General features: G+C 67.7%; 14 protein-coding genes. 8 read left to right on the top strand and 6 right to left on the bottom strand.

What is annotated here, in order from left to right; genetic code table 11:
• The 6 genes from ACI3KU_RS12935 to ACI3KU_RS12910 form a co-directional block, all read left to right on the top strand.
• Nucleotides 1-233, top strand: a 233-nt coding sequence (locus tag ACI3KU_RS12935) for an alpha/beta fold hydrolase (RefSeq protein ID WP_404922712.1), incomplete at its 5' end; no start/stop codon positions are given.
• Between the two features lie 147 nt (nucleotides 234-380).
• Nucleotides 381-1,886: an ABC transporter substrate-binding protein gene (locus ACI3KU_RS12930; protein ID WP_404922711.1), complete on the top strand. Its 1,506-nt coding sequence runs from the start codon at nucleotides 381-383 to the stop codon at nucleotides 1,884-1,886.
• Nucleotides 1,887-1,907: 21 nt separating this feature from the next.
• Nucleotides 1,908-2,858 (top strand): ABC transporter permease, encoded by a 951-nt coding sequence (locus tag ACI3KU_RS12925; protein ID WP_404922710.1) that lies wholly within the window; start codon nucleotides 1,908-1,910, stop codon nucleotides 2,856-2,858.
• Nucleotides 2,858-3,754: an ABC transporter permease gene (locus ACI3KU_RS12920; protein WP_404922709.1), complete on the top strand. Its 897-nt coding sequence runs from the start codon at nucleotides 2,858-2,860 to the stop codon at nucleotides 3,752-3,754. The genes ACI3KU_RS12925 and ACI3KU_RS12920 overlap by 1 nt, the downstream gene beginning before the upstream one ends.
• On the top strand, nucleotides 3,751-4,539 hold the full coding sequence (locus ACI3KU_RS12915; protein ID WP_404922708.1) for an ATP-binding cassette domain-containing protein: 789 nt from the start codon (nucleotides 3,751-3,753) through the stop codon (nucleotides 4,537-4,539). Before ACI3KU_RS12920 ends, ACI3KU_RS12915 begins: the two co-directional genes overlap by 4 nt.
• A complete protein-coding gene (locus tag ACI3KU_RS12910) occupies nucleotides 4,536-5,327 on the top strand; it encodes an ABC transporter ATP-binding protein (protein ID WP_404922707.1) in 792 nt (263 codons plus the stop codon). Before ACI3KU_RS12915 ends, ACI3KU_RS12910 begins: the two co-directional genes overlap by 4 nt.
• 11 nt (nucleotides 5,328-5,338) lie before the next feature.
• Here ACI3KU_RS12910 and ACI3KU_RS12905 read toward each other — a convergent pair whose 3' ends face one another.
• From ACI3KU_RS12905 to ACI3KU_RS12895, 3 genes are read right to left on the bottom strand one after another with little or no spacing between them, the layout of a single operon-like run.
• Nucleotides 5,339-5,926 carry a GNAT family N-acetyltransferase gene (locus ACI3KU_RS12905; protein WP_404922706.1) on the bottom strand — a complete coding sequence of 196 codons (588 nt, stop codon included), beginning with the start codon at nucleotides 5,924-5,926 and terminating at the stop codon, nucleotides 5,339-5,341.
• On the bottom strand, nucleotides 5,919-6,614 hold the full coding sequence (locus ACI3KU_RS12900) for a uracil-DNA glycosylase (RefSeq protein ID WP_404922705.1): 696 nt from the start codon (nucleotides 6,612-6,614) through the stop codon (nucleotides 5,919-5,921). The genes ACI3KU_RS12905 and ACI3KU_RS12900 overlap by 8 nt, the downstream gene beginning before the upstream one ends.
• Nucleotides 6,614-7,399, bottom strand: coding sequence for an SDR family oxidoreductase (locus ACI3KU_RS12895; protein ID WP_404922704.1), 786 nt, complete (start codon nucleotides 7,397-7,399; stop codon nucleotides 6,614-6,616). Before ACI3KU_RS12895 ends, ACI3KU_RS12900 begins: the two co-directional genes overlap by 1 nt.
• Before the next feature lie 184 nt (nucleotides 7,400-7,583).
• Between ACI3KU_RS12895 and ACI3KU_RS12890 the strand changes: the two genes are divergently transcribed.
• Nucleotides 7,584-8,900, top strand: a complete 1,317-nt coding sequence (locus tag ACI3KU_RS12890) for a bifunctional o-acetylhomoserine/o-acetylserine sulfhydrylase (protein ID WP_404922703.1) — start codon at nucleotides 7,584-7,586, stop codon at nucleotides 8,898-8,900.
• A 115-nt stretch (nucleotides 8,901-9,015) separates the two neighbouring features.
• Complete coding sequence (locus ACI3KU_RS12885; protein WP_404922702.1) at nucleotides 9,016-10,227, top strand: homoserine O-acetyltransferase; 1,212 nt, start codon at nucleotides 9,016-9,018, stop codon at nucleotides 10,225-10,227.
• Nucleotides 10,228-10,368: 141 nt separating this feature from the next.
• Here the strand turns inward: ACI3KU_RS12885 and ACI3KU_RS12880 are convergent, their stop codons facing one another.
• From ACI3KU_RS12880 to ACI3KU_RS12870, 3 genes are all read right to left on the bottom strand, one after another.
• Entirely contained in the window at nucleotides 10,369-11,559 is a 1,191-nt protein-coding gene (locus tag ACI3KU_RS12880) for an MFS transporter (protein WP_404922701.1), read from the bottom strand.
• Between the two features lie 87 nt (nucleotides 11,560-11,646).
• Nucleotides 11,647-12,324 (bottom strand): NUDIX hydrolase, encoded by a 678-nt coding sequence (locus tag ACI3KU_RS12875; RefSeq protein ID WP_404922700.1) that lies wholly within the window; start codon nucleotides 12,322-12,324, stop codon nucleotides 11,647-11,649.
• Between the two features lie 92 nt (nucleotides 12,325-12,416).
• Nucleotides 12,417-17,933, bottom strand: a complete 5,517-nt coding sequence (locus ACI3KU_RS12870) for an SdrD B-like domain-containing protein (RefSeq protein WP_404922699.1) — start codon at nucleotides 17,931-17,933, stop codon at nucleotides 12,417-12,419.
• Between the last annotated feature and the right edge of the window lie 98 nt (nucleotides 17,934-18,031).

Here is an 18,031-nt window from a genome sequence, read left to right as displayed (position 1 = left end):
CCCCAGATACCGCCCCCGCCCTCCGCCTCGACACCGGCTGGTCCGATCTCGCCGAGATCACCGCGCCGATCACGCTCGTCCGCGGCACGGCGGGCTACATCACCGATGTGGCACTGGCCAGCTTCCGCGAGCGCGTGCCCGCCGCCACGGTCGTCGGGATCGACTCGGGACACAACCCCCAGGAGACGCACCCCACCGAGCTGGCCGACATCATCCGCGAGGTCGCGGCATGACCGCCTGTGACGTCACATTCCGAGCGGATTGCACCTCGTCCTCCCCACGTTCCTAAGCTCGCTGCATCCCACACCGATTCCATGGAATCGCCCTGCACTTCCCCAGATTCTGCAAGTCTGAACCGACACCGTTCCGAAAGGACCGACATGTTCCGCCGAACCGCCGTCATCGCGACGATCGTCGCACTCACCCTCGCTCTGGGCGCCTGCTCGGGTGGCAGCGCCGCTCCCGCACCGAGCACGTCCGCGGTCGCTGATGCGGATGCCACGCTGCGCGTAGGCCTGGTGCTGGAGCCCACCAACCTCGATATCCGCCACACCTCGGGCGCTGCCCTGGAGCAGATCCTCGTGGACAACATCTATCAGGGCCTGGTCACCCGAACCCAGGACAACGAGATCGTCGATGCGCTGGCCAGCAAGCACGAGATCTCCGCGGATGGTCTCACCTACACATTCACGCTGCAGGACGGCATCACGTTCAGCGCAGGGCAGCCGCTGACCTCCGCCGACGTCGTCGCCGCGTACACGCAGGTGAAGGATGACGAGACCATCGTCGGCCATGGCGACTTCGCCGATGTCGCGTCCATCACTGCTCCCGATGAGAAGACCGTCGTCATCACGTTGACGCAGCCGAACCAGAACTTCCTGTTCTCCCTCACGACTCCTGCTGGTCTCGTCTTCGCGAAGGACGACACCACGGACCTCAAGACCGCCACCAACGGCACGGGCCCGTTCACGCTGGAGGACTGGAAGCAGGGTGACAGCATCACGTTCGCGCGCAACGACGCCTACTGGGGAGAGAAGGCCGGCGTGAAGGAGGTGGTGTTCAGCTACATCCCCGACTTCAGCTCGGGTGTGAACGCCGCGCTGGATGACAGCGTGGACGTGCTGACCGCGGTCGATCCCAACCTGGCGTCGCGCTTCGAGGGCACGGACTTCACGATCACACGCGGGAAGACCACCGACAAGGCCGTGCTGGCGTTCAACAACGCCGCGGCCCCGCTCGACGACCCGAAGGTGCGCGAGGCGCTGCGTCTGGCGATCGACCACAAGGCTCTCGTGGAGGCCGTCGGTGCCGGCCAGCCGCTGTACGGCCCGATCCCGGAGCTCGACCCGGGTTACGAAGACCTGTCCGACCTGGTGACGTACGACCCGGAGAAGGCGAAGACCCTGCTGGCCGAAGCCGGCAAGAGCAACCTCAGCCTGACGCTCACCATCCCGAGCTTCTACGGCACCACGGTGGCCACCTACCTGGTCTCCGCCTTCAACAAGATCGGCGTCAAGCTCACCGTCAACTCGGTCGAGTTCCCCACCTGGCTGACCGACGTCTACCAGAACCACGACTATGAGCTCAGCTTCGTGCTCCACGTGGAGCCGCGCGACTTCGGCAGCACGTGGGCGAACCCGGACTACTACTTCGGCTACTCCAACGCGAAGGTCAGCGATCTGTACGAGCAGTCCCTGCGCACGGTGGACGCGGACGAGTCCGCGAAGCTTCTCGCGGAGGCGGCGAAGATCGTGTCGCAGGACAACGCGGCCGACTGGCTGTACGTCGGCGAGACGCTCACCGCGGTCTCCCCGATCGTGCACGGCTTCCCCACCGATTCGATCAACTCGCGCATCGATCTGTCACAGATCACCGTGTCGGAGTGACCCTTCTTACCTGACGCATCGATGACACGATTCCTGCTCACCCGAGTGGCCCTGCTGATCGTAGGGCCACTCGTGGCGAGCATCCTCATCTTTCTGTCGTTGCGCGTCTTTCCCGGCGACGTCGCGCAGTTGATCGCGGGATCGAAAGGAACGCCGGAACAGGTCGCGCAGCTCCGAGAGCAGCTGGGCCTCAATGCGCCGCTGTGGGAGCAGTACGCGGCCTGGATCGGCGGCATCTTCCGTGGCGATCTCGGCACGTCGCTCCTCACCGGCTCGGCCGTCACCGATCAGCTGGCTGAAAAGGCGCAGGTCACGGTTCCCCTCGCGCTGATGTCGATGCTCGTCGCGCTGCTGGTGGGCGTGCCGTTCGGCGTCCTCTCAGCGCTCGGCCGGGGCAGGCGCTCCGGAAGCTCGATCAGCTTCATCGCGCAGGCGCTCGCGTCCGTTCCGGTGATCTGGGCCGGAATGCTGCTGGTGATCGTGTTCGCCCTGTGGCTGCAGTGGCTACCCGCCCAGGGCTTCCCGCGAGGCGGATGGAGCCACGCCCCACGGGCGTTCGCGTCGTTGGTCCTTCCCGCGCTGACGATCGGAGTCGTCGAGGGAGCCGTGCTGTTGCGCTTTGTCCGCAGCGCCACGCTGCAGGCGATGACGGAGGACTACGTGCGAACGGCTGCCGCTCAGGGCCTGACCCGCACGCGCGCGCTCGTACGGGACGGATTGCCGAATGTCGCGATCTCCATCATCTCGATCCTCGGCCTGCAGTTCGCCGGGATCGTGGTCGGTGCTGTCGTCGTGGAGAAGCTCTTCAACCTACCGGGAATCGGACGGATGCTCGTGACCGACGTCGGCAATCGCGACCTGCCGATGGTGCAGGGCGAGATGCTCACCCTCACGGTCGTCGTGCTGGTGATCGGGGTGGTCATGGACATCGTGCATCGACTCATCGACCCACGGCTGCGGGAGGCGTCCTGATGCGCGCGAACACCTTCACCCGGCTGTGGAGCATCGGCACCGGTCGCTTCGGCCTCATCGTCGTCGGCACGGTCGTGCTGCTCGCCGCAGTTTCACTGGTGTGGACGCCGTTCGATCCGAAAGACGTGGACGTGGCCGCACGCTGGACCGGCCCCGGCTGGCCGCATCTGCTGGGCACCGACGGCACCGGGCGCGACATGCTCACGCAGCTGATGACCGGCGCACGCACGGCCGTCTTCGTGGCGATCGGCTCCGCCATCATCGCCACGGTGATCGGCGTGGTGCTCGCGTGCCTCGGCTCCCTGACCCCGCGTCTCGTGCGCGAGGGCGTGGCGACGTTCATCGACATCCTCATCGCCTTCCCCGTGTTGATCATCGCGATGATGATCTCCTCGGTGTGGGGAGGATCGCTGTGGGTGGTGGTGATCGCGGTGGGCATCGGCTTCGGTGTGAACATCGCCCGCGTCACCCGACCGGAGCTGCGCCGCGTGCTGGCGAGCGACTTCGTGCTCGCGGCACGCGCGTCGGGGCTCACTCCCGGACAGGTCGTCGTGCGCCACCTGCTGCCGAACGTGGCGCCGGTGTTCATCGTGCAGCTGTCGTGGTCGATGGGTGTGGCGCTGCTTGCCGAAGCCGGCCTCAGCTACCTCGGACTCGGCGCTTCCGTCGGCGAGCCGTCGTGGGGCCTGCTGCTCAGCGAGACGCAGCAGTACATCCTGGTGCACCCGCTCGCGGTGGTGTGGCCGGGCCTCATGATCAGCAGCTCCGTGCTGGCACTGAACCTGCTGGGCGATGCGCTGCGCGAAGCGACCGACCCGACCCTGTCCCGAAAGCGCCGGGTGCCGCGCGCGGTAGGCCGCGCCGCCTCACAGCCCGGAAGCACCGTGATCGCATGAGTCTGGAAGTGGCCGGTCTTGTCGTCGACATCGACGGCACGCGCGTGGTGGACGGCATCGACTTCGCGGTTGCGGACGGCGCGCGCGTCGGGCTCATCGGAGAGTCCGGATCCGGGAAGTCGATGACGGCCCTCGCGCTGCTCGGTCTGCTGCCCGCGGGCGCCGAGGTCTCCGGGTCCATCCGCTGGAACGGGCGCGAGCTGGTGGGTCTGCCCGACAGCGAACTCGCCCAGCTGCGCGGAGACGACATCGGCATCGTCTTCCAGGAGCCGCGTACCGCGCTCAACCCGATCCGCACGGTCGGCGCGCAGATCGGTCGTTCCATCCAGATTCACGAACGACTGCGCGGGGCCTCGCTGCGTGAGCGCGTTCTCTCCGAAGCAGCCCGTGTTCGACTCCCCGACCCGGAGTCCATCATCCGCCGCTATCCGCACCAGCTCTCCGGCGGACAGCGCCAGCGCGTGGCGATCGCGATGGCGCTGGCCTGCCGACCCAAGCTGCTCATCGCGGACGAACCGACCACCGCACTCGATGTCACGATCCAGGCCGAGATCCTGACGCTGTTGCGTCGGCTGGTCGCCGAAGACGGCATGTCGCTGGTGTTCATCACCCACGACCTGGCGGTGCTCAGCGAGATCGCCTCGTCGGCAGTGGTGCTCGAGCACGGCCGCGTGGTCGAGGCAGGATCCCTCACCACCCTGCTGACAGCGCCGCACTCGGCGGTCACCCAGGGGCTGTTGCGCGACGCGACCGCGACACTGTGGCGCGGGGAGGAGAACTCATGAGCATCATCGCCCGTCACCTGTCGCGTGTGCACCGCGGCCCCCGCGCCGCACTGTTCGGTCCCCCGAGTCGCACTGTCGCGCTGCAGCCGACAGACCTCGACATCGCCGACGGCGAATCGATCGGGATCATCGGCGAGTCCGGCTCCGGCAAGTCAACGCTGATCAGGCTGCTCCTCGCTCTCGACACCCCGACGACCGGCACGGTCGCGGTGGACGGCACCGCGGTCGACTTCGCCGGTTCCGCCACGTCGCTGCACTGGCTGCGACGCCGCACCGGACTGGTGTTCCAGGATCCCTACGCATCGCTGGATCCGCGGATGAGCGTCGGGCGCATCATCGGCGAGCCGCTCTGGGCGCTGGACATCCCCGGGGATCGCCGCGCCCGTGTTCGCGAGGTACTGGAAGACGTCGGACTCGACGCCGCGATGGCCGACCGCCATCCGCACGAGTTCTCCGGCGGGCAGCGCCAGCGGATCGCCCTGGCACGCGCGCTCGTGCATCGCCCGTCGATCCTCATCGGCGACGAGCCACTGTCCGCGTTGGATGTCACGGTGCGGGCTCAGATCCTGCACAAGCTCGCCGAGCTCCGCGAGCGCGATGGTCTGACGCTCGTGCTGGTATCGCATGACATCGGGGTCGTGCAGTCCCTGTGCGACTCGGTTGCCGTGATGAGCGAGGGCCGCATCCTCGAACGTGGCGCGACGGTGGATGTGCTGCACCATCCGACGCAGGAGTACACCCGCACGCTGCTGGCGGCGATCCCGACGATCTCCCCCGAGCGCGACTGAGGCGATCCGACTCAGTACCGGTAGTGATCCGGCGGCAGCGGCTGTTCGGATCGTGGCAGCTCCAGCTGCAACTGCACGATTCCCAGCCAGCGGTCGAACTTACGACCCACTTTCGCCAGGTGACCCACATCGGTGAATCCAAGCTTGCGATGCAGCGCGATCGAGGCGTCGCCGCCTTCGACGATCACCGCGATCACCTGTCGGACACCGGACTGTGATCCCGCTGTCAGCAGCGCGGTGAGCAACGCCCGGCCGATTCCCTGTCCCTCGGTGCCCGGAGCCAGGTAGATCGAGTTTTCGGTGGTGAACCGATAGGCGGATTTGGCCGACCAGGGCTGCAGCAACGCGTAGCCGAGCACGCCGTCGCGCGGAGAGTGCGCCACCAGGAACGGCAGGTCGACAGCCGCGAGCGCGTCGAACTTCTCGCGCCACTCCTCCAGCGGGCGCACCGTCTCGTCGAAAGTAGCGACCGAGCGACGGACGAAGTGCCCGTAGATCTCGGCGATCTCGGGAAGATCGCCGGGTTCGGCGGGACGGATGCCGTAGACCGTCTCCAAGTGCCCCTCGTCGCCGAGGCGGATGGGCGTTTCGTCATTCATGCGGGATGCTCCAATCCACTTCGGACGCGCCCTGAGCACGCAGCAGCTCATTCACCTTCGAGAACGGCCGCGAGCCGAAGAAGCCGCGGCTGGCCGACAGCGGCGACGGATGCACCGACTGCACGATCGGCGTGTTTCCCAGCATCGGGGCAAGCGACTGGGCGTCTCGTCCCCACAGGATCGCGACCAACGGTTGTTCGCGAGCGACGAGCGTGCGGATGGCGTGATCGGTGACCTTCTCCCAGCCCCAGCCGCGATGAGACGCGGGCGTTCCTGGTGCCACGGTGAGCACGCGGTTGAGGAGCATCACGCCCTGATCGGTCCACGCCGTCAGGTCCCCGTGGGGAGCCGGAGCGATACCGAGGTCGTCATTCAGCTCTCGGTAGATGTTGGTGAGGCTTCGCGGCAACGGGCGAACATGTCGATCAACCGCGAAGGAAAGCCCGATCGGATGGCCGGGAGTGGGGTACGGGTCCTGCCCCACGATCAGCACGCGCACGTCATCGAGCGGAGCACGAAACGCCCGCAGCACCGCGTCGCCGGCAGGCAGGTAGTGACCTCCCTCGGCGACCACACCGCGGAGCCGCTCTCCGAGGGCCGCGATATCGCCCGCGACCGGCTGCAGCGCCTCGGCCCAGCCCGCATCCAGCTGGCCGGCCTCGGCAAGCTCCGTGAGCGACAGTGCCATCAGGACGCGGACCCGCGGGGACGAAGCGGTCCGCGAGCCAGAACGTGCGCGGCGGCCTGGGCCACCGGGCGCATCGTCACCAGGTCGAGGTTCACGTGCGCCGGGGCGTTCAGCGCGTACACGATCACGTCCGCCACGTCTTCGGCGACCAGCGGAGCCTCGACATCTTGGTATACCTTCTGCGTTGCGGCGTCGTCACCGCGCAAGCGGTTGAGGGTGAACTCCTCCGTGTGCACGAGACCGGGAGCGATCTCGACCACGCGGATCGGCTCGCCGTTGAGTTCGAGTCGCAGCGCCTGCACGAGCATCGACTCCCCCGCCTTGGCGGCGTTGTATCCGCCGCCTCCGGGGTAAGCGGTCTGTGCCGCCGTGGAGGTGACGAACACCAGGTCGGCGTGAGTGCCCGCAGCGCTCGCTGCTCGAAGCTGAGGAAGCAGCGCCGACACCAGTCGCTGGGTGCCCAGCACGTTGGCCTGGAACATCCACTCCCAGTCCTCCGGGCGACCATCCTCGACACGGTCGGTTCCAGCGGCGCCCCCGGCCACCTGCACCACCGAGTGCACCGCGCCGCGCTGCTGCAGCCAGTCGGCGAGAGCGGCCACATCGGTGGGGTTCGTCAGGTCGGCGGCGAATACGGCGATGCCGTGCGCGTCGGCGAGCTCTTGCAGACGTTCCGCGCGACGGGCCACGCCCACCACATCCCACCCGGAAGTCGCCAGCGCGATCGCCGTCGCCCGGCCGATGCCGGAGCTTGCCCCTGTCACCACTGCGGTGCGTGTCGTCATGGATTCCACGCTACCTCCCGTTGATCGTGCGCAATTCGCGCCACAGCGACGGTTGTGTGGGCAATCCGCGCCCGATGACGCTGAGGAGGTTACGTAACATTTCCGTCACGTTGGTGTATGGGGTGGCCGCTTCCTAATCTCAGGGGACGCGGTCGAATCGGGCCGCCGACCCGAAGGAGCACTCATGGCCGACAACTGGCGTTTCGAGACCAAGCAGATCCACTCCGGCGCACAGCCGGACCCCGTGACCGGAGCGCGGGCGACGCCGATTTATCAGACCACCGCGTACGTGTTCAAAGACACCGACCACGCCGCGAACCTGTTCGCTCTGGCCGAGTTCGGCAACATCTACACGCGCATCCAGAACCCGACGCAGGATGTCGCCGAGCAGCGCATCGCCGCGCTCGAGGGTGGCACGGGTGCACTGCTGCTGGCATCGGGTCAGGCCGCGTCCACCTTCGCCGTTCTCAACATCGCGCAGGCGGGAGATCACATCGTCTCCTCTGCCGCGATCTACGGCGGAACCTACAACCTCTTCAAGTACACGCTGGGCAAGCTCGGCATCGAGGTCACCTTCGTGGAGGACCAGGACGACGCCGACGAGTGGCGCCGCGCTGTCCGTCCCAACACCAAGCTCTTCTTCGCCGAGACGATCGGCAACCCGAAGGTCAACGTGCTCGACATCCGCCGCGTCTCCGACGTCGCTCACGAGTCCGGGCTTCCGCTGATCGTCGACAACACGATCGCCACGCCGTACCTGATCCGTCCGTTCGAGCATGGTGCCGACATCGTCGTCCACTCCGCCACCAAGTTCCTCGGCGGCCACGGCACGGTCCTCGGCGGTGCGATCGTCGACGGCGGCAAGTTCGCATGGACGGAGAACGTCGAGAAGTTCCCCGGACTCACGGAGCCGGACCCCTCCTACCACGGCGCCAGCTACACCACCGCGGTCGGCGATGCTCTCGCGTACATCATCAAGGCGCGCGTGCAGCTGCTGCGCGACCTCGGCTCCGCGATCGCACCGGCCTCGGCCTGGCAGCTCATCCAGGGCATCGAGACCCTGTCGCTGCGCATCGAGCGCCACGTCCAGAACGCCCAGGACCTCGCCGAGTGGCTGGAGAACCACCTCGACATCGCGTCGGTCAACTACGCCGGACTCCCGTCGTCCCCGTGGTACGCCGCCGCGAACACGTACGCGCCGAAGGGTGCCGGTGCGGTGTTCTCGTTCGAGCTCAAGGGCGGCGTCGACGCCGGTCGCGCGTTCGTCAACAACCTGAGCCTGTTCAGCCACCTCGCCAACATCGGTGACGTGCGCTCGCTGGTGATTCACCCCGCGTCCACCACGCACTCGCAGCTGACGCCCGAGCAGCAGCTCACCAGCGGTGTCACCCCGGGCCTGATCCGTCTGTCGGTGGGCCTGGAGAACATCGAGGACCTGAAGGCTGACCTCGAGGTCGGTCTCGCGGCAGCTCGCGCCCAGGCGGAGGCCGCGCGCGTCTGATCAACCCCACAACACGATGGAGGCGTCCCGCTCGCGGGGCGCCTCCATCGTGTTGTGACGTGGCGCGCGGCGTCACAGTTAGCCGCCGCGAGCGCGAACACGCAAGAATGGGGGCGTGGATTGGCAGATCTCCGAGGACACCGTTCCGTCATCGCCCGTAACGGAGGCTGACGCGCGTTCCCTGCTCGGCCGCCCACCCGTGACCGGGGCCTGGCGTGACGGCGATCCGGTCGGCAACCGACGCTTCGCGGCATTCGACGAGTTCCACACCGATGCCGGCGGACGACTTCCGGCATTCCGTCTCGCGTATGAGAGCTGGGGCGAGCTGAATGAGGCTCGCGACAACGCCGTGCTGGTCCTGCACGCCCTCACGGGCGACAGCCATCTGCGCGGCGATGCAGGACCAGGTCACCCGACGGCCGGCTGGTGGGAGGAGATCGTCGGGCCGGGTGCCGCCATCGACACCGACCAGTGGTTCGTCATCGCACCGAACATCTTGGGCGGGTGCCAGGGATCGACGGGGCCGTCCAGCATCGGCCCCGATGGTCGCGAGTGGGGTTCCCGTTTCCCGTATCTCACCGTGCGCGACCAGGTGCGAGCGCAGCGACGACTCGCGGATCAGCTCGGCATCGATCGCTTCGCCGCCGTGATCGGCGGATCCATGGGAGGAATGCACGCGCTGGAGTGGGCGGTGGAGACCCCGGAGCGCGTCGCTCGCCTCGCCGTGCTGTCCTCTCCCCCGGTCAACACCGCAGATCAGATCGCGCTGAACTCGGTGCAGCTGGAGGCCATCGCGATCGACCCGGCTTTCCAGGGCGGGGACTACTACGACTCTGGCGCCGGTGAGGGCCCGCACCGCGGCCTCGCCCTCGCTCGCCGGATGGCGCTGCTGAACTATCGCAGCCCGTCCGAACTCAACCAGCGCTTCGGTCGCTCGTGGCAGTCGTCGGTGAGTCCGATCGGTGACGACGGTCGCTTCGCCGTGGAGAGCTACCTCGACTTCCACGGCAACAAGTTCACTCGCCGCTTCGATGCGAACAGCTACCGCATCCTGGTCGGCGCCATGGACTCACACGACGTGGGCCGCGATCGTGGCGGTGTGGAGGATGCTCTGGCTCGCGTCACCGCCACCACACTGGTGCTCGGCATCGACAGCGACCGCCTCTTCCCCATCGACGGACAGCACCGGATCGCCCGCGGCATCCGCAACACGCTGGACGGTGACCGCGCCGTGGTGCTCACCAGCGACTTCGGCCACGACGGCTTCCTCATCGAGACCAGCGCCGTGGGCGCCAATCTGCAGCGCCTGCTGGACGCCCCCGCATAACTGGTCTCGATATCTGCTGCCGACTGGGCCGGTGGGTACAGTCACTGAGACCGCCCGCGATGCTGGTCTCAATCTCTGCACCGGCGCGACCCCTTCAGTGCACTGGCTGAGACCAGTGCGAGATCGGGTCAGGCGATCGCGTCAGCGGCGGAGGGTGGCGCGGAGGCTGATGTGCTTGTCTGCGCGCAGCGAGAGCGCTGCCAGCAGCAGGCCCAGTATCGCGAGGGCGGCGCCCACCCAGGACGGCGCCTGGAATCCCCAGCCGGCCGCGATCACGGCACCACCCAGAGCAGCGCCCAGGCTGTTGCCGATGTTGAGCGCGGAGTGATTCATCGCCGCGGCAATCGACTGGTTGTCGCGGGCGACGTCCATGAGTCGGGTCTGAATCGTCGGCGACGCGACGGCAGACGACACACCGACGGCGAAGATGAAGATCACCAGCGTGACGATCCAGCCGCTCGTGAGCCCAAGCAGGATCAGCGAGACGATCAGCGCCACGAACGAGCCCAGCAATGACCGCGGCAGATCCCGGTCGGCCAGGCGACCACCGAGGATGTTGCCGATGGTCATGCCGAGTCCCATCACCACGAGCACAATCGGAACGGCCCAGGCGGGCGAGCCAGCCACCTCGGTGACCAGAGGCGAGACATAGCTGTAGACGGCGAAGAATCCGCCGAAGCCGATCGCGCCCACCGCGAGCGTCGCCCACACCTGACCGATGCAGAACACGCCGAGTTCGGCGCGCATGGTGCGGGATGGATCACCCGCGTGGGCGGGGACGAAGATCGCGATCATGGCCGTGGCCAGCGCGAAGATGGCGGCCACGATGGCGAAGGCGGCGTGCCAGCCGAGGTTCTGCCCGATGAACGTGCCCGCAGGAACACCCACGACGTTCGCGACGGTGAGTCCGGTCAGCACGAAGGCGACGCCCTGTGCGCGTTTGCCCGGGCCGAGCAGATCAGCGGCGACGAGAGCGCCCATCCCGAAGTAGGCACCGTGCGGGAGTCCGGCCAGGAATCGCGTCAGGGCCACCCATTCGAAGGTGGGCGCGATGAGGATCGCCGCGTTGAACACCGCGAGCGCCGCAGCGAGGCCGATCATCACGCGATGGCGCGGATACCGCGCGAGGAATCCCGAGATCGTGGGCGCACCCACCACCACGCCGAGCGCGTAGAGGCTGATGAGCCAGCCGGCCTGGGCGATGGCGTCTTCGGAGTCGGCGCGCCACAGCATGGGAAGTGTCGACTGCGCGATCTCGGGCAGCAGGCCCATGATCACGAACTCGGTCATGCCGATGCCGAAACTGCCCACGGCGAGGGAGAGGAGTGCCATCGTCGCCATCCCCCTCGAGGATGTCGATGAGGTCACCGGACCACTCTAGTGCCGCCGAGGACCCGCGCGAACACGGGCGTCGAATCGTTACGATCGCGCTCGGTCCGCCGGCGGCGTGTAACGCCAGGGCAGGGTGGATGCGTCCAGACGGTGGCGGTCGGCGTCCGGCGTCGCATCGGTTGCGTCATCATCGTCCCAGCTGAACATCCGCGCGCCGTCGATCACACTCGCCAGCGTGGCGTACCTGCGCGGAGGGTGCTCCAGGCGCGCGAGAGCGACCTCAGCATCCACGGCATCTCGCAGATTCAACAAGCTCACGAAGGTGGGCGGATACAGGCGCGCATCGCCGGCGGCGTGCAGCGCGAGCATGTCCGCAGGGCGGAACCACTCGGCGCGAACGACCTCCGACGCCTGCACTCGGAGCTGGCCGCCCGGATCGGCGGCCGCGAAGAACCAGGTGCGGATGCGCTTCGGCTCGGTGGCCGGCGGAATCCACTCCGACACCGGCATCAGAGCATCGGCGGATACCACCAGCCCCGTCTCTTCTGCGACCTCGCGCACGGCTGCTCTGCGCAGCGTCGCGTCCGGGTCGCTCGCCACGACATCGGCGGGCTCGACGCGACCGCCCGGAAACACCCAGGCCGACGCGAACGATCCCCGATCGGGGCGCTGCATCATCAGCACCTCGACCCCCGGCTCTGATGCTGTGCGGAGCAGTAGCACTGTGGCGGCCCACGGGAGGTCATCGTCCGCGTTCGACGTCATGCTCGATTCTCTCGCACGCGGCGGCGGCGGCGGCGAAAACGATGATGGCCGGCGGGAACACATCCCGCCGGCCATCATCGTGCCTCATGCCGTCATCGCTGCGTGCTGCGGCGACGCGCTAGCATGACTACCAGTCCGAGTCCGAGCAAGAGCGTGCCGAAGGCGATCACTCCCGTGCTGATCGCCGCGCCGGTCGAGGGCAGGTTCGGTACTCCCGGGGTGGCCACCGAGATCGTCGGCACGGGCGTCGACGGCGCGGAGGTCGTCGGCGCGGGCGTGGTCGGGGTCGCGGTCGGCGTGCTCGTCGGCGTTGCGGTCGGCGTCGGCGTGGGCTCCACCGGCGGAGTCTTCACGTGGAACGGGTTGTCGTCCGTCAGCGTGGCCCCATCCGGTGTCACTGCCGTCACCGTCACGGTGTCGGCGTGCGTCTCATCCGCTCCGAGAGTCACCACACCCGTGCAGGTGAAGGTGACACCCGGCTGCCAGCTCGCCGTCGCAGGGTCCGTGAATGTCGCCGCCCACCGCACCGCACCGTCCACCGCAGACACCGTGGTGCCGTCGGGGAACTCGCACGCGAACTCCGTCATGGCGGGACCGTCGTCGGTGTGATCGCTGACTACAACCTCGGTCAGCGGGGTGTTGCCGGTGTTCGTGACCGGCATCTCCACCTGAACGGCTTCGCCCGCGGCAGCATCGATCGCGTCCGCGGCCGTGTCGGCCTCGTCTCCGGTCTCCGCCTGACGCTTCGTGATCTCCAGCGACGGCGAGGGGCTCTGCGGCGTCTCAGCCCAGTAACCGTCCTCGTCACCCACGGGCGGGCCGACCGGCTCGCCGTCGTTGCCGACCGGCTGTCCGCTGACAGAGGCGATGTCGTTGTGCACCTCGGCGGCGCCCATCGTCAGCGTGGCACTGCACGAGAACGAGTCTCCGGGCTGGAACGGTCCATCCCAGCTCGTCCCCGTCGCGGGTCCGCCCAGCGGCGAGAAGTCGCACGTGAGACCGGTGACGTCCGAGCCGAGCTTGGTCAGATCACTCACCGAAACGCCCGTGAGAGCGAGCTGCCCCGTGTTCGTGACGATGAAGCCGACCGGCTGAGGACCGGTCGTGCTATCCGCGATCGGGTACTGCACGGCGTCCTCCTGGGTGTCTGCGTCAATCGCAGCGTCCCAGTCGCCCGTGGTCGGGCCCCCGTACTCGCCGTCGACAGCATCCGGACCGTCCACCGGGTTCTCCGGTGCGCTCTGGCGACCATCGAACTTCACGATGTCGATGCTCGGAACGCGAGTGTCGGCGGGCGTGGTCGCCCAGTAGCCGTCCTCGTCACCCACGGTCGATCCGAACGGCTCCCCATTGCCATCGATCGGCTGACCGGTGACGGAGGCGATGTCGTTGTGCACCTCGGAGGCACCCATCGTCAGCGTGCCCGTGCAGGAGAACGAATCCCCGGCGAGGAACGGACCGCTCCAACTCGTGCCCGTCGCCGGTCCGCCCAGCGGCGAGAAGTCGCAGGACACACCGGTGAGGGCGGAGCCCTGCAGCGTCAGATCAGCCACTGCTACGTCGGCCAGCGACACGTTGCCGGTGTTGGTGATGATCATGCTCACCGGCTGCGGACCGGACGTGCCTGCCGTCAGCGGATACTCCACGGCGTCGGCCTGCGTGTCCGCGTCGACCGCGGCGTCCCAGTCCCCAGCCGTGGGGCCACCAGAGGCGCCATCGATGGCGTCGGGGCCGTCCACCGGGTTCGCCGGAGCCGTCTGGCGACCATCGAACTTCACGATGTCGATCGCCGGAGCGCGCTCGTCGGCGGGCGTCTCGGCCCAGTAGGCGTCTTCGTCGCCCACCGTCGGTCCGAACGGCTCGCCGGTCGTACCGACCGGCTGGCCCGACACCGACGCGATGTCGTTGTGCACCGCGGAGGCGCCCATTGCCAGCGTTCCGGTGCAGGAGAACGAATCTCCGGCCAGGAACGCACCGTCCCAGGTGGTTGCCGAGGCGGGGCCGCCGAGCGGCGAGAAGTCACACGTGATGCCGGTCAGCGCCGGTCCGTCCAGAGTGAGGTCAGACACCGCCACATCCACGATCGACATGTTGCCCGTGTTCGTGACGATCATGCCCACCGGCTGCGGGCCGGTGACACCATCGGTCAGCGGGTACTGCACGGCATCGGCCTGCGTGTCCGCATCAACCGCACCATCCCAGTCACCCGGGGTCGGGCCGCTGTAGGTGCCATCGACCACGTCCGGGCCGTCCACCGGGTTCGCCGGAGCCGTCTGACGACCATCGAACTTCACGATGTCGATCGCCGGAGCGCGCTCGTCGGCGGGCGTCTCGGCCCAGTAGCCGTCTTCATCCCCCACCGGCTCCCCCGTGGGCTCACCCTCGAAGTCCAGCGGCTGGCCGGTCACGGAGGCGATGTCGTTGTGCACCTCGGAGGCACCCATGGTGAGGGTTGCGACGCAGGAGAACGAGTCGCCCGCCGCGAACGGCCCACTCCAGGTGGTCCCGGACGCGGGGCCGCCGAGCGCCGAGAAGTCACAGCTCAATCCGGTCAGCGTAGTTCCCTGCAGCGTGAGGTCGGCCACCGAGACATCCCCGAGCGGGACCTCGCCCGTATTGGTCACGATCATGTGCACCGGCTGGGCGCCGGTGGAGCCGTCGGTGATCGGGTACTGCACCGCATCGGCCTGTGTGTCGGCGTCCGCCACCGCGCTCCAGTCCCCGGTGGTCGGGCCGCCGTATGCGCCGTCCACGGCGTCGGGGCCATCCACGGGGTTCAGCGGCGGCAGCTGACGACCGTCGAACTTCACGATGTCGATGCCGGGAACGCGGGTGTCGGCGGGCGTGGTCGCCCAGTACTGGTCCTCGTCGCCGATGACCTCACCGGACGGCGCGCCGTCCACATCCAGCGGCTGGCCCTGGACCGACGCGACATCCTCGTGAACCTGTTCCGGCCCCATCGCGAGGCTGCCGGAGCAGACGAATGACGCACCGGCGGCGAGCGGACCAGCCCAGGTGACGCCCGTTGCCGGACCGCCGAGCGGCGAGAAGTCACACGTGAGACCGGTGATGGCCGGGCCCTGCAGCGTCGTGTCTTTGACCGTCACGTCGCTGAGGGCGACGTTTCCGGTGTTGGTCACGATCATGTGCACGGGCTGCGCGCCCGTGGAACCGTCGGTCAGCGGGTACTCGACCGCCGCGGCCTCCGTGTCGGCGTCGACCGCCGGATCCCACGAACCCGTGGTGGGTCCCGCGTACGCACCGTCCGGTGCGTCCGGACCGTCGACGGGATTCGTCGGCGGAGTCTGGCGCCCATCGAACTTCACGATGTCGATGCCCGGCAGCGTGTAGTACACACCGGCGTCGATCGTGTGATCAACGCCACCGGCGTGGTCGGGCGCCGTGACGGTCGTGCGACCGATCAGCGGATTGGCCTGCGGTGTCGGGTTCGAGTCGTGGGTGGACCCCGCTCCCGGCTCCTGCACCTTCGTGTACGACAAGTCGCTCGTCGTCGGCGATCCGGGGAGCGTCGAGGTGTCGGCGGTGGCGAGATCGAACTCGATCACGTAGTCCACGCCCGGCTCGAGAGCGAGGCCGCCCTCGCCACCGAAGTAGTACTCACCGTTCTCGTTGGTCGTCGTGGTGCCGAGCAGCGTCGTGCCGTCCGCGGCGTAGATCTTCACCGTGACGCCCGCGATCGAGGCCTCGTCCGCGTCCTGCTCGCCGTCGTGATCCTGATCGAACCACACGTAGTTGCCGATCTGGATCGGTGCCGGCGATGCGAGCAGGCTGACACCGCCGAGGCCGCTGCCCTTACCGAAGTTGCTGAAGTTATTGCCCGCGATCAACAGGCCGTTGTTCTCCCAGTCGTTACCTGGTCCTGTGCCGGCCTCCCGGTCGAAGAAACCGAGTCCGTTGGTGGCGACCAGGTTGGTCGGGTTCATCGACGTGTTGATGAGATCCGGCTCGCGCGGGCTGATGAGCACCGCGCCCAGCGACGTTTCGGTGTGGATCGGCAGGTACATGCGGTCACCGGGGAAGAACTCCACACGGTCCGCAGGCTGCCCGGAATTCGCGGGTGTCGCGTTGTTCGGGCAGGCTCCACTACCCTCCCACTCGTAAACACCGTCCGTCAGGCAGACCTTGTTGATGTCGCCAAAGGACTGGTGGTTCGCCGTCGGGCTGACCCCATCCGGACCGTATCCTTGCGCGACAATAGCGTCGACCTTCCGATCACGCAGGCTCAGCACGATCGACCCGTCGTTCTCGAACGCGAACGATGTCAGCAGCGGCATGCCGTACTGCCGAGAGCCTGCGGCGTTGTACGCGATGAGGTCCGCGTCCCAGGCGGTGCGCCACGGGTTCCAGTGCAGACCGACTTCAGGATCTGTGTAGTTGGGAACCGGGTCGGGGTAGGTCTCGTTGCCGCGAATGAAGTCCAAGCCGTGCGAGTAGATCTCAGTGAACGAGCTACCGTCGAGCCGAAGAATGTGCACCGAGAGGTCCGCGCGCGCCAGGCTGGCCGAGGCGTCACAGATTCCGCCGACGTACACCTCGCCATCGCGCTGGGTAACGGCGAACGGGCGCCATTCTCCGCCGACGCAGCCCGGGTCCGTGATGACGGCGACGGGAGCAGCGGTCGCGGGCGACGAATCGCCCGTGTTCAACGAGTAGAGCGTCTTGTCGTTGAGATTCACCGTATAGAGCGTCGCCCCGTCGTCGGACAGAGCCAGGCCACCCAGCCCTTCGCTGCCCGCAGCGAGGAAGAAGGCGTCGTCTCGACCGGCGATGTTCTGGTGAACGGAGGATCCCGCGTTGGGAATCGTCGCCCAGTGCACGGTGTTGCCGGTCACACCACCGGCAGAGGCGTCGGTGCGGTAGATCGCACCGCTGCCCCCCGGCCCGTAGACGGTGTATGCCTTGGCGTACGCCGCGCTGAAGAGACTGTCCGTGCGGTAGTCCCACGCCAGCCCGAACACCGACCCGGTCTCGGCCTGACTCGCGACCTGATCGATCCCCGTGGTGTTGTCGTTGAAGGACGACGCCAACGGGCCGCGGTTGTCCCAATCCGTTACCATCAACGAGCGGAAGTCGGGGGACGTTCCGCGCTGCTTCTGCTGTGCGATCGCGATCTTCGGATTTCGCGTGACGTAAGTGTTGGGGTTCCACACGCCGACATGGATCGTCTGCGTCGTACCGTCCACGAATGTCGTCGCGCTGCGGAACGCGTCCGCCGCGCCCGATGCGGACGCCGGGGCGAACTCCAGATAGTCGGGCGCCGTGGCAGGAATGCTGACGTCCACGCGGAACTTCGAGCCCGCGAGCGTGGAGAGGTCGAAGGCCACCTGTCCGTCGGCGTTCGTGGTGAGCGGGCCGACGGTCGTCGTCCCGTCGGTCAGGGTGACGTCGATCCCCTCCTGCCCCGGGTCGAAGGCCGGCTCATACAAACCGTCGCCGGAGAAATCGCGATTCACCTCGACCGTGAGCGTGCCGTCCCCGGGGGCGGCAAGCGCGGGAACCGCCACCATCCCGGTCATCGTCAGTGCCGCAATCGCTGAGAGGGCACCGATCGCCCTGACGGGACTGCTCCCCTGCGTCCGTCGTTTCATCGTCGTTCTCCATCGCATGTCGGGTGCTGTTGGCGAGATGAGTGCATCAGCACACGGGATCGGATTCGATCAACGCATGGATGGTGCACACCTGTGAA

Origin of the sequence: Microbacterium sp. ZW T5_56, from assembly GCF_044987425.1 — a bacterium.
In the GTDB taxonomy this organism is placed as follows: Bacteria; Actinomycetota; Actinomycetes; order Actinomycetales; family Microbacteriaceae; genus Microbacterium.
The sequence above is the reverse complement of the archived record's forward strand: the minus strand, read 5'-3'. Positions and strand labels throughout refer to the sequence as shown.

Excerpts from the sequence above, each read along its gene's own strand:
- ACI3KU_RS12930 (WP_404922711.1), top strand. The coding sequence starts at position 381 with ATGTTCCGCCGAACCGCCGTCATCGCGACGATCGTCGCACTCACCCTC.
- ACI3KU_RS12925 (WP_404922710.1), top strand. The coding sequence starts at position 1,908 with ATGACACGATTCCTGCTCACCCGAGTGGCCCTGCTGATCGTAGGGCCA.
- ACI3KU_RS12920 (WP_404922709.1), top strand. The coding sequence starts at position 2,858 with ATGCGCGCGAACACCTTCACCCGGCTGTGGAGCATCGGCACCGGTCGC.
- ACI3KU_RS12915 (WP_404922708.1), top strand. The coding sequence starts at position 3,751 with ATGAGTCTGGAAGTGGCCGGTCTTGTCGTCGACATCGACGGCACGCGC.
- ACI3KU_RS12910 (WP_404922707.1), top strand. The coding sequence starts at position 4,536 with ATGAGCATCATCGCCCGTCACCTGTCGCGTGTGCACCGCGGCCCCCGC.
- ACI3KU_RS12905 (WP_404922706.1), bottom strand. The coding sequence starts at position 5,926 with ATGAATGACGAAACGCCCATCCGCCTCGGCGACGAGGGGCACTTGGAG.
- ACI3KU_RS12900 (WP_404922705.1), bottom strand. The coding sequence starts at position 6,614 with ATGGCACTGTCGCTCACGGAGCTTGCCGAGGCCGGCCAGCTGGATGCG.
- ACI3KU_RS12895 (WP_404922704.1), bottom strand. The coding sequence starts at position 7,399 with ATGACGACACGCACCGCAGTGGTGACAGGGGCAAGCTCCGGCATCGGC.
- ACI3KU_RS12890 (WP_404922703.1), top strand. The coding sequence starts at position 7,584 with ATGGCCGACAACTGGCGTTTCGAGACCAAGCAGATCCACTCCGGCGCA.
- ACI3KU_RS12880 (WP_404922701.1), bottom strand. The coding sequence starts at position 11,559 with ATGGCACTCCTCTCCCTCGCCGTGGGCAGTTTCGGCATCGGCATGACC.
- ACI3KU_RS12875 (WP_404922700.1), bottom strand. The coding sequence starts at position 12,324 with ATGACGTCGAACGCGGACGATGACCTCCCGTGGGCCGCCACAGTGCTA.
- ACI3KU_RS12870 (WP_404922699.1), bottom strand. The coding sequence starts at position 17,933 with ATGAAACGACGGACGCAGGGGAGCAGTCCCGTCAGGGCGATCGGTGCC.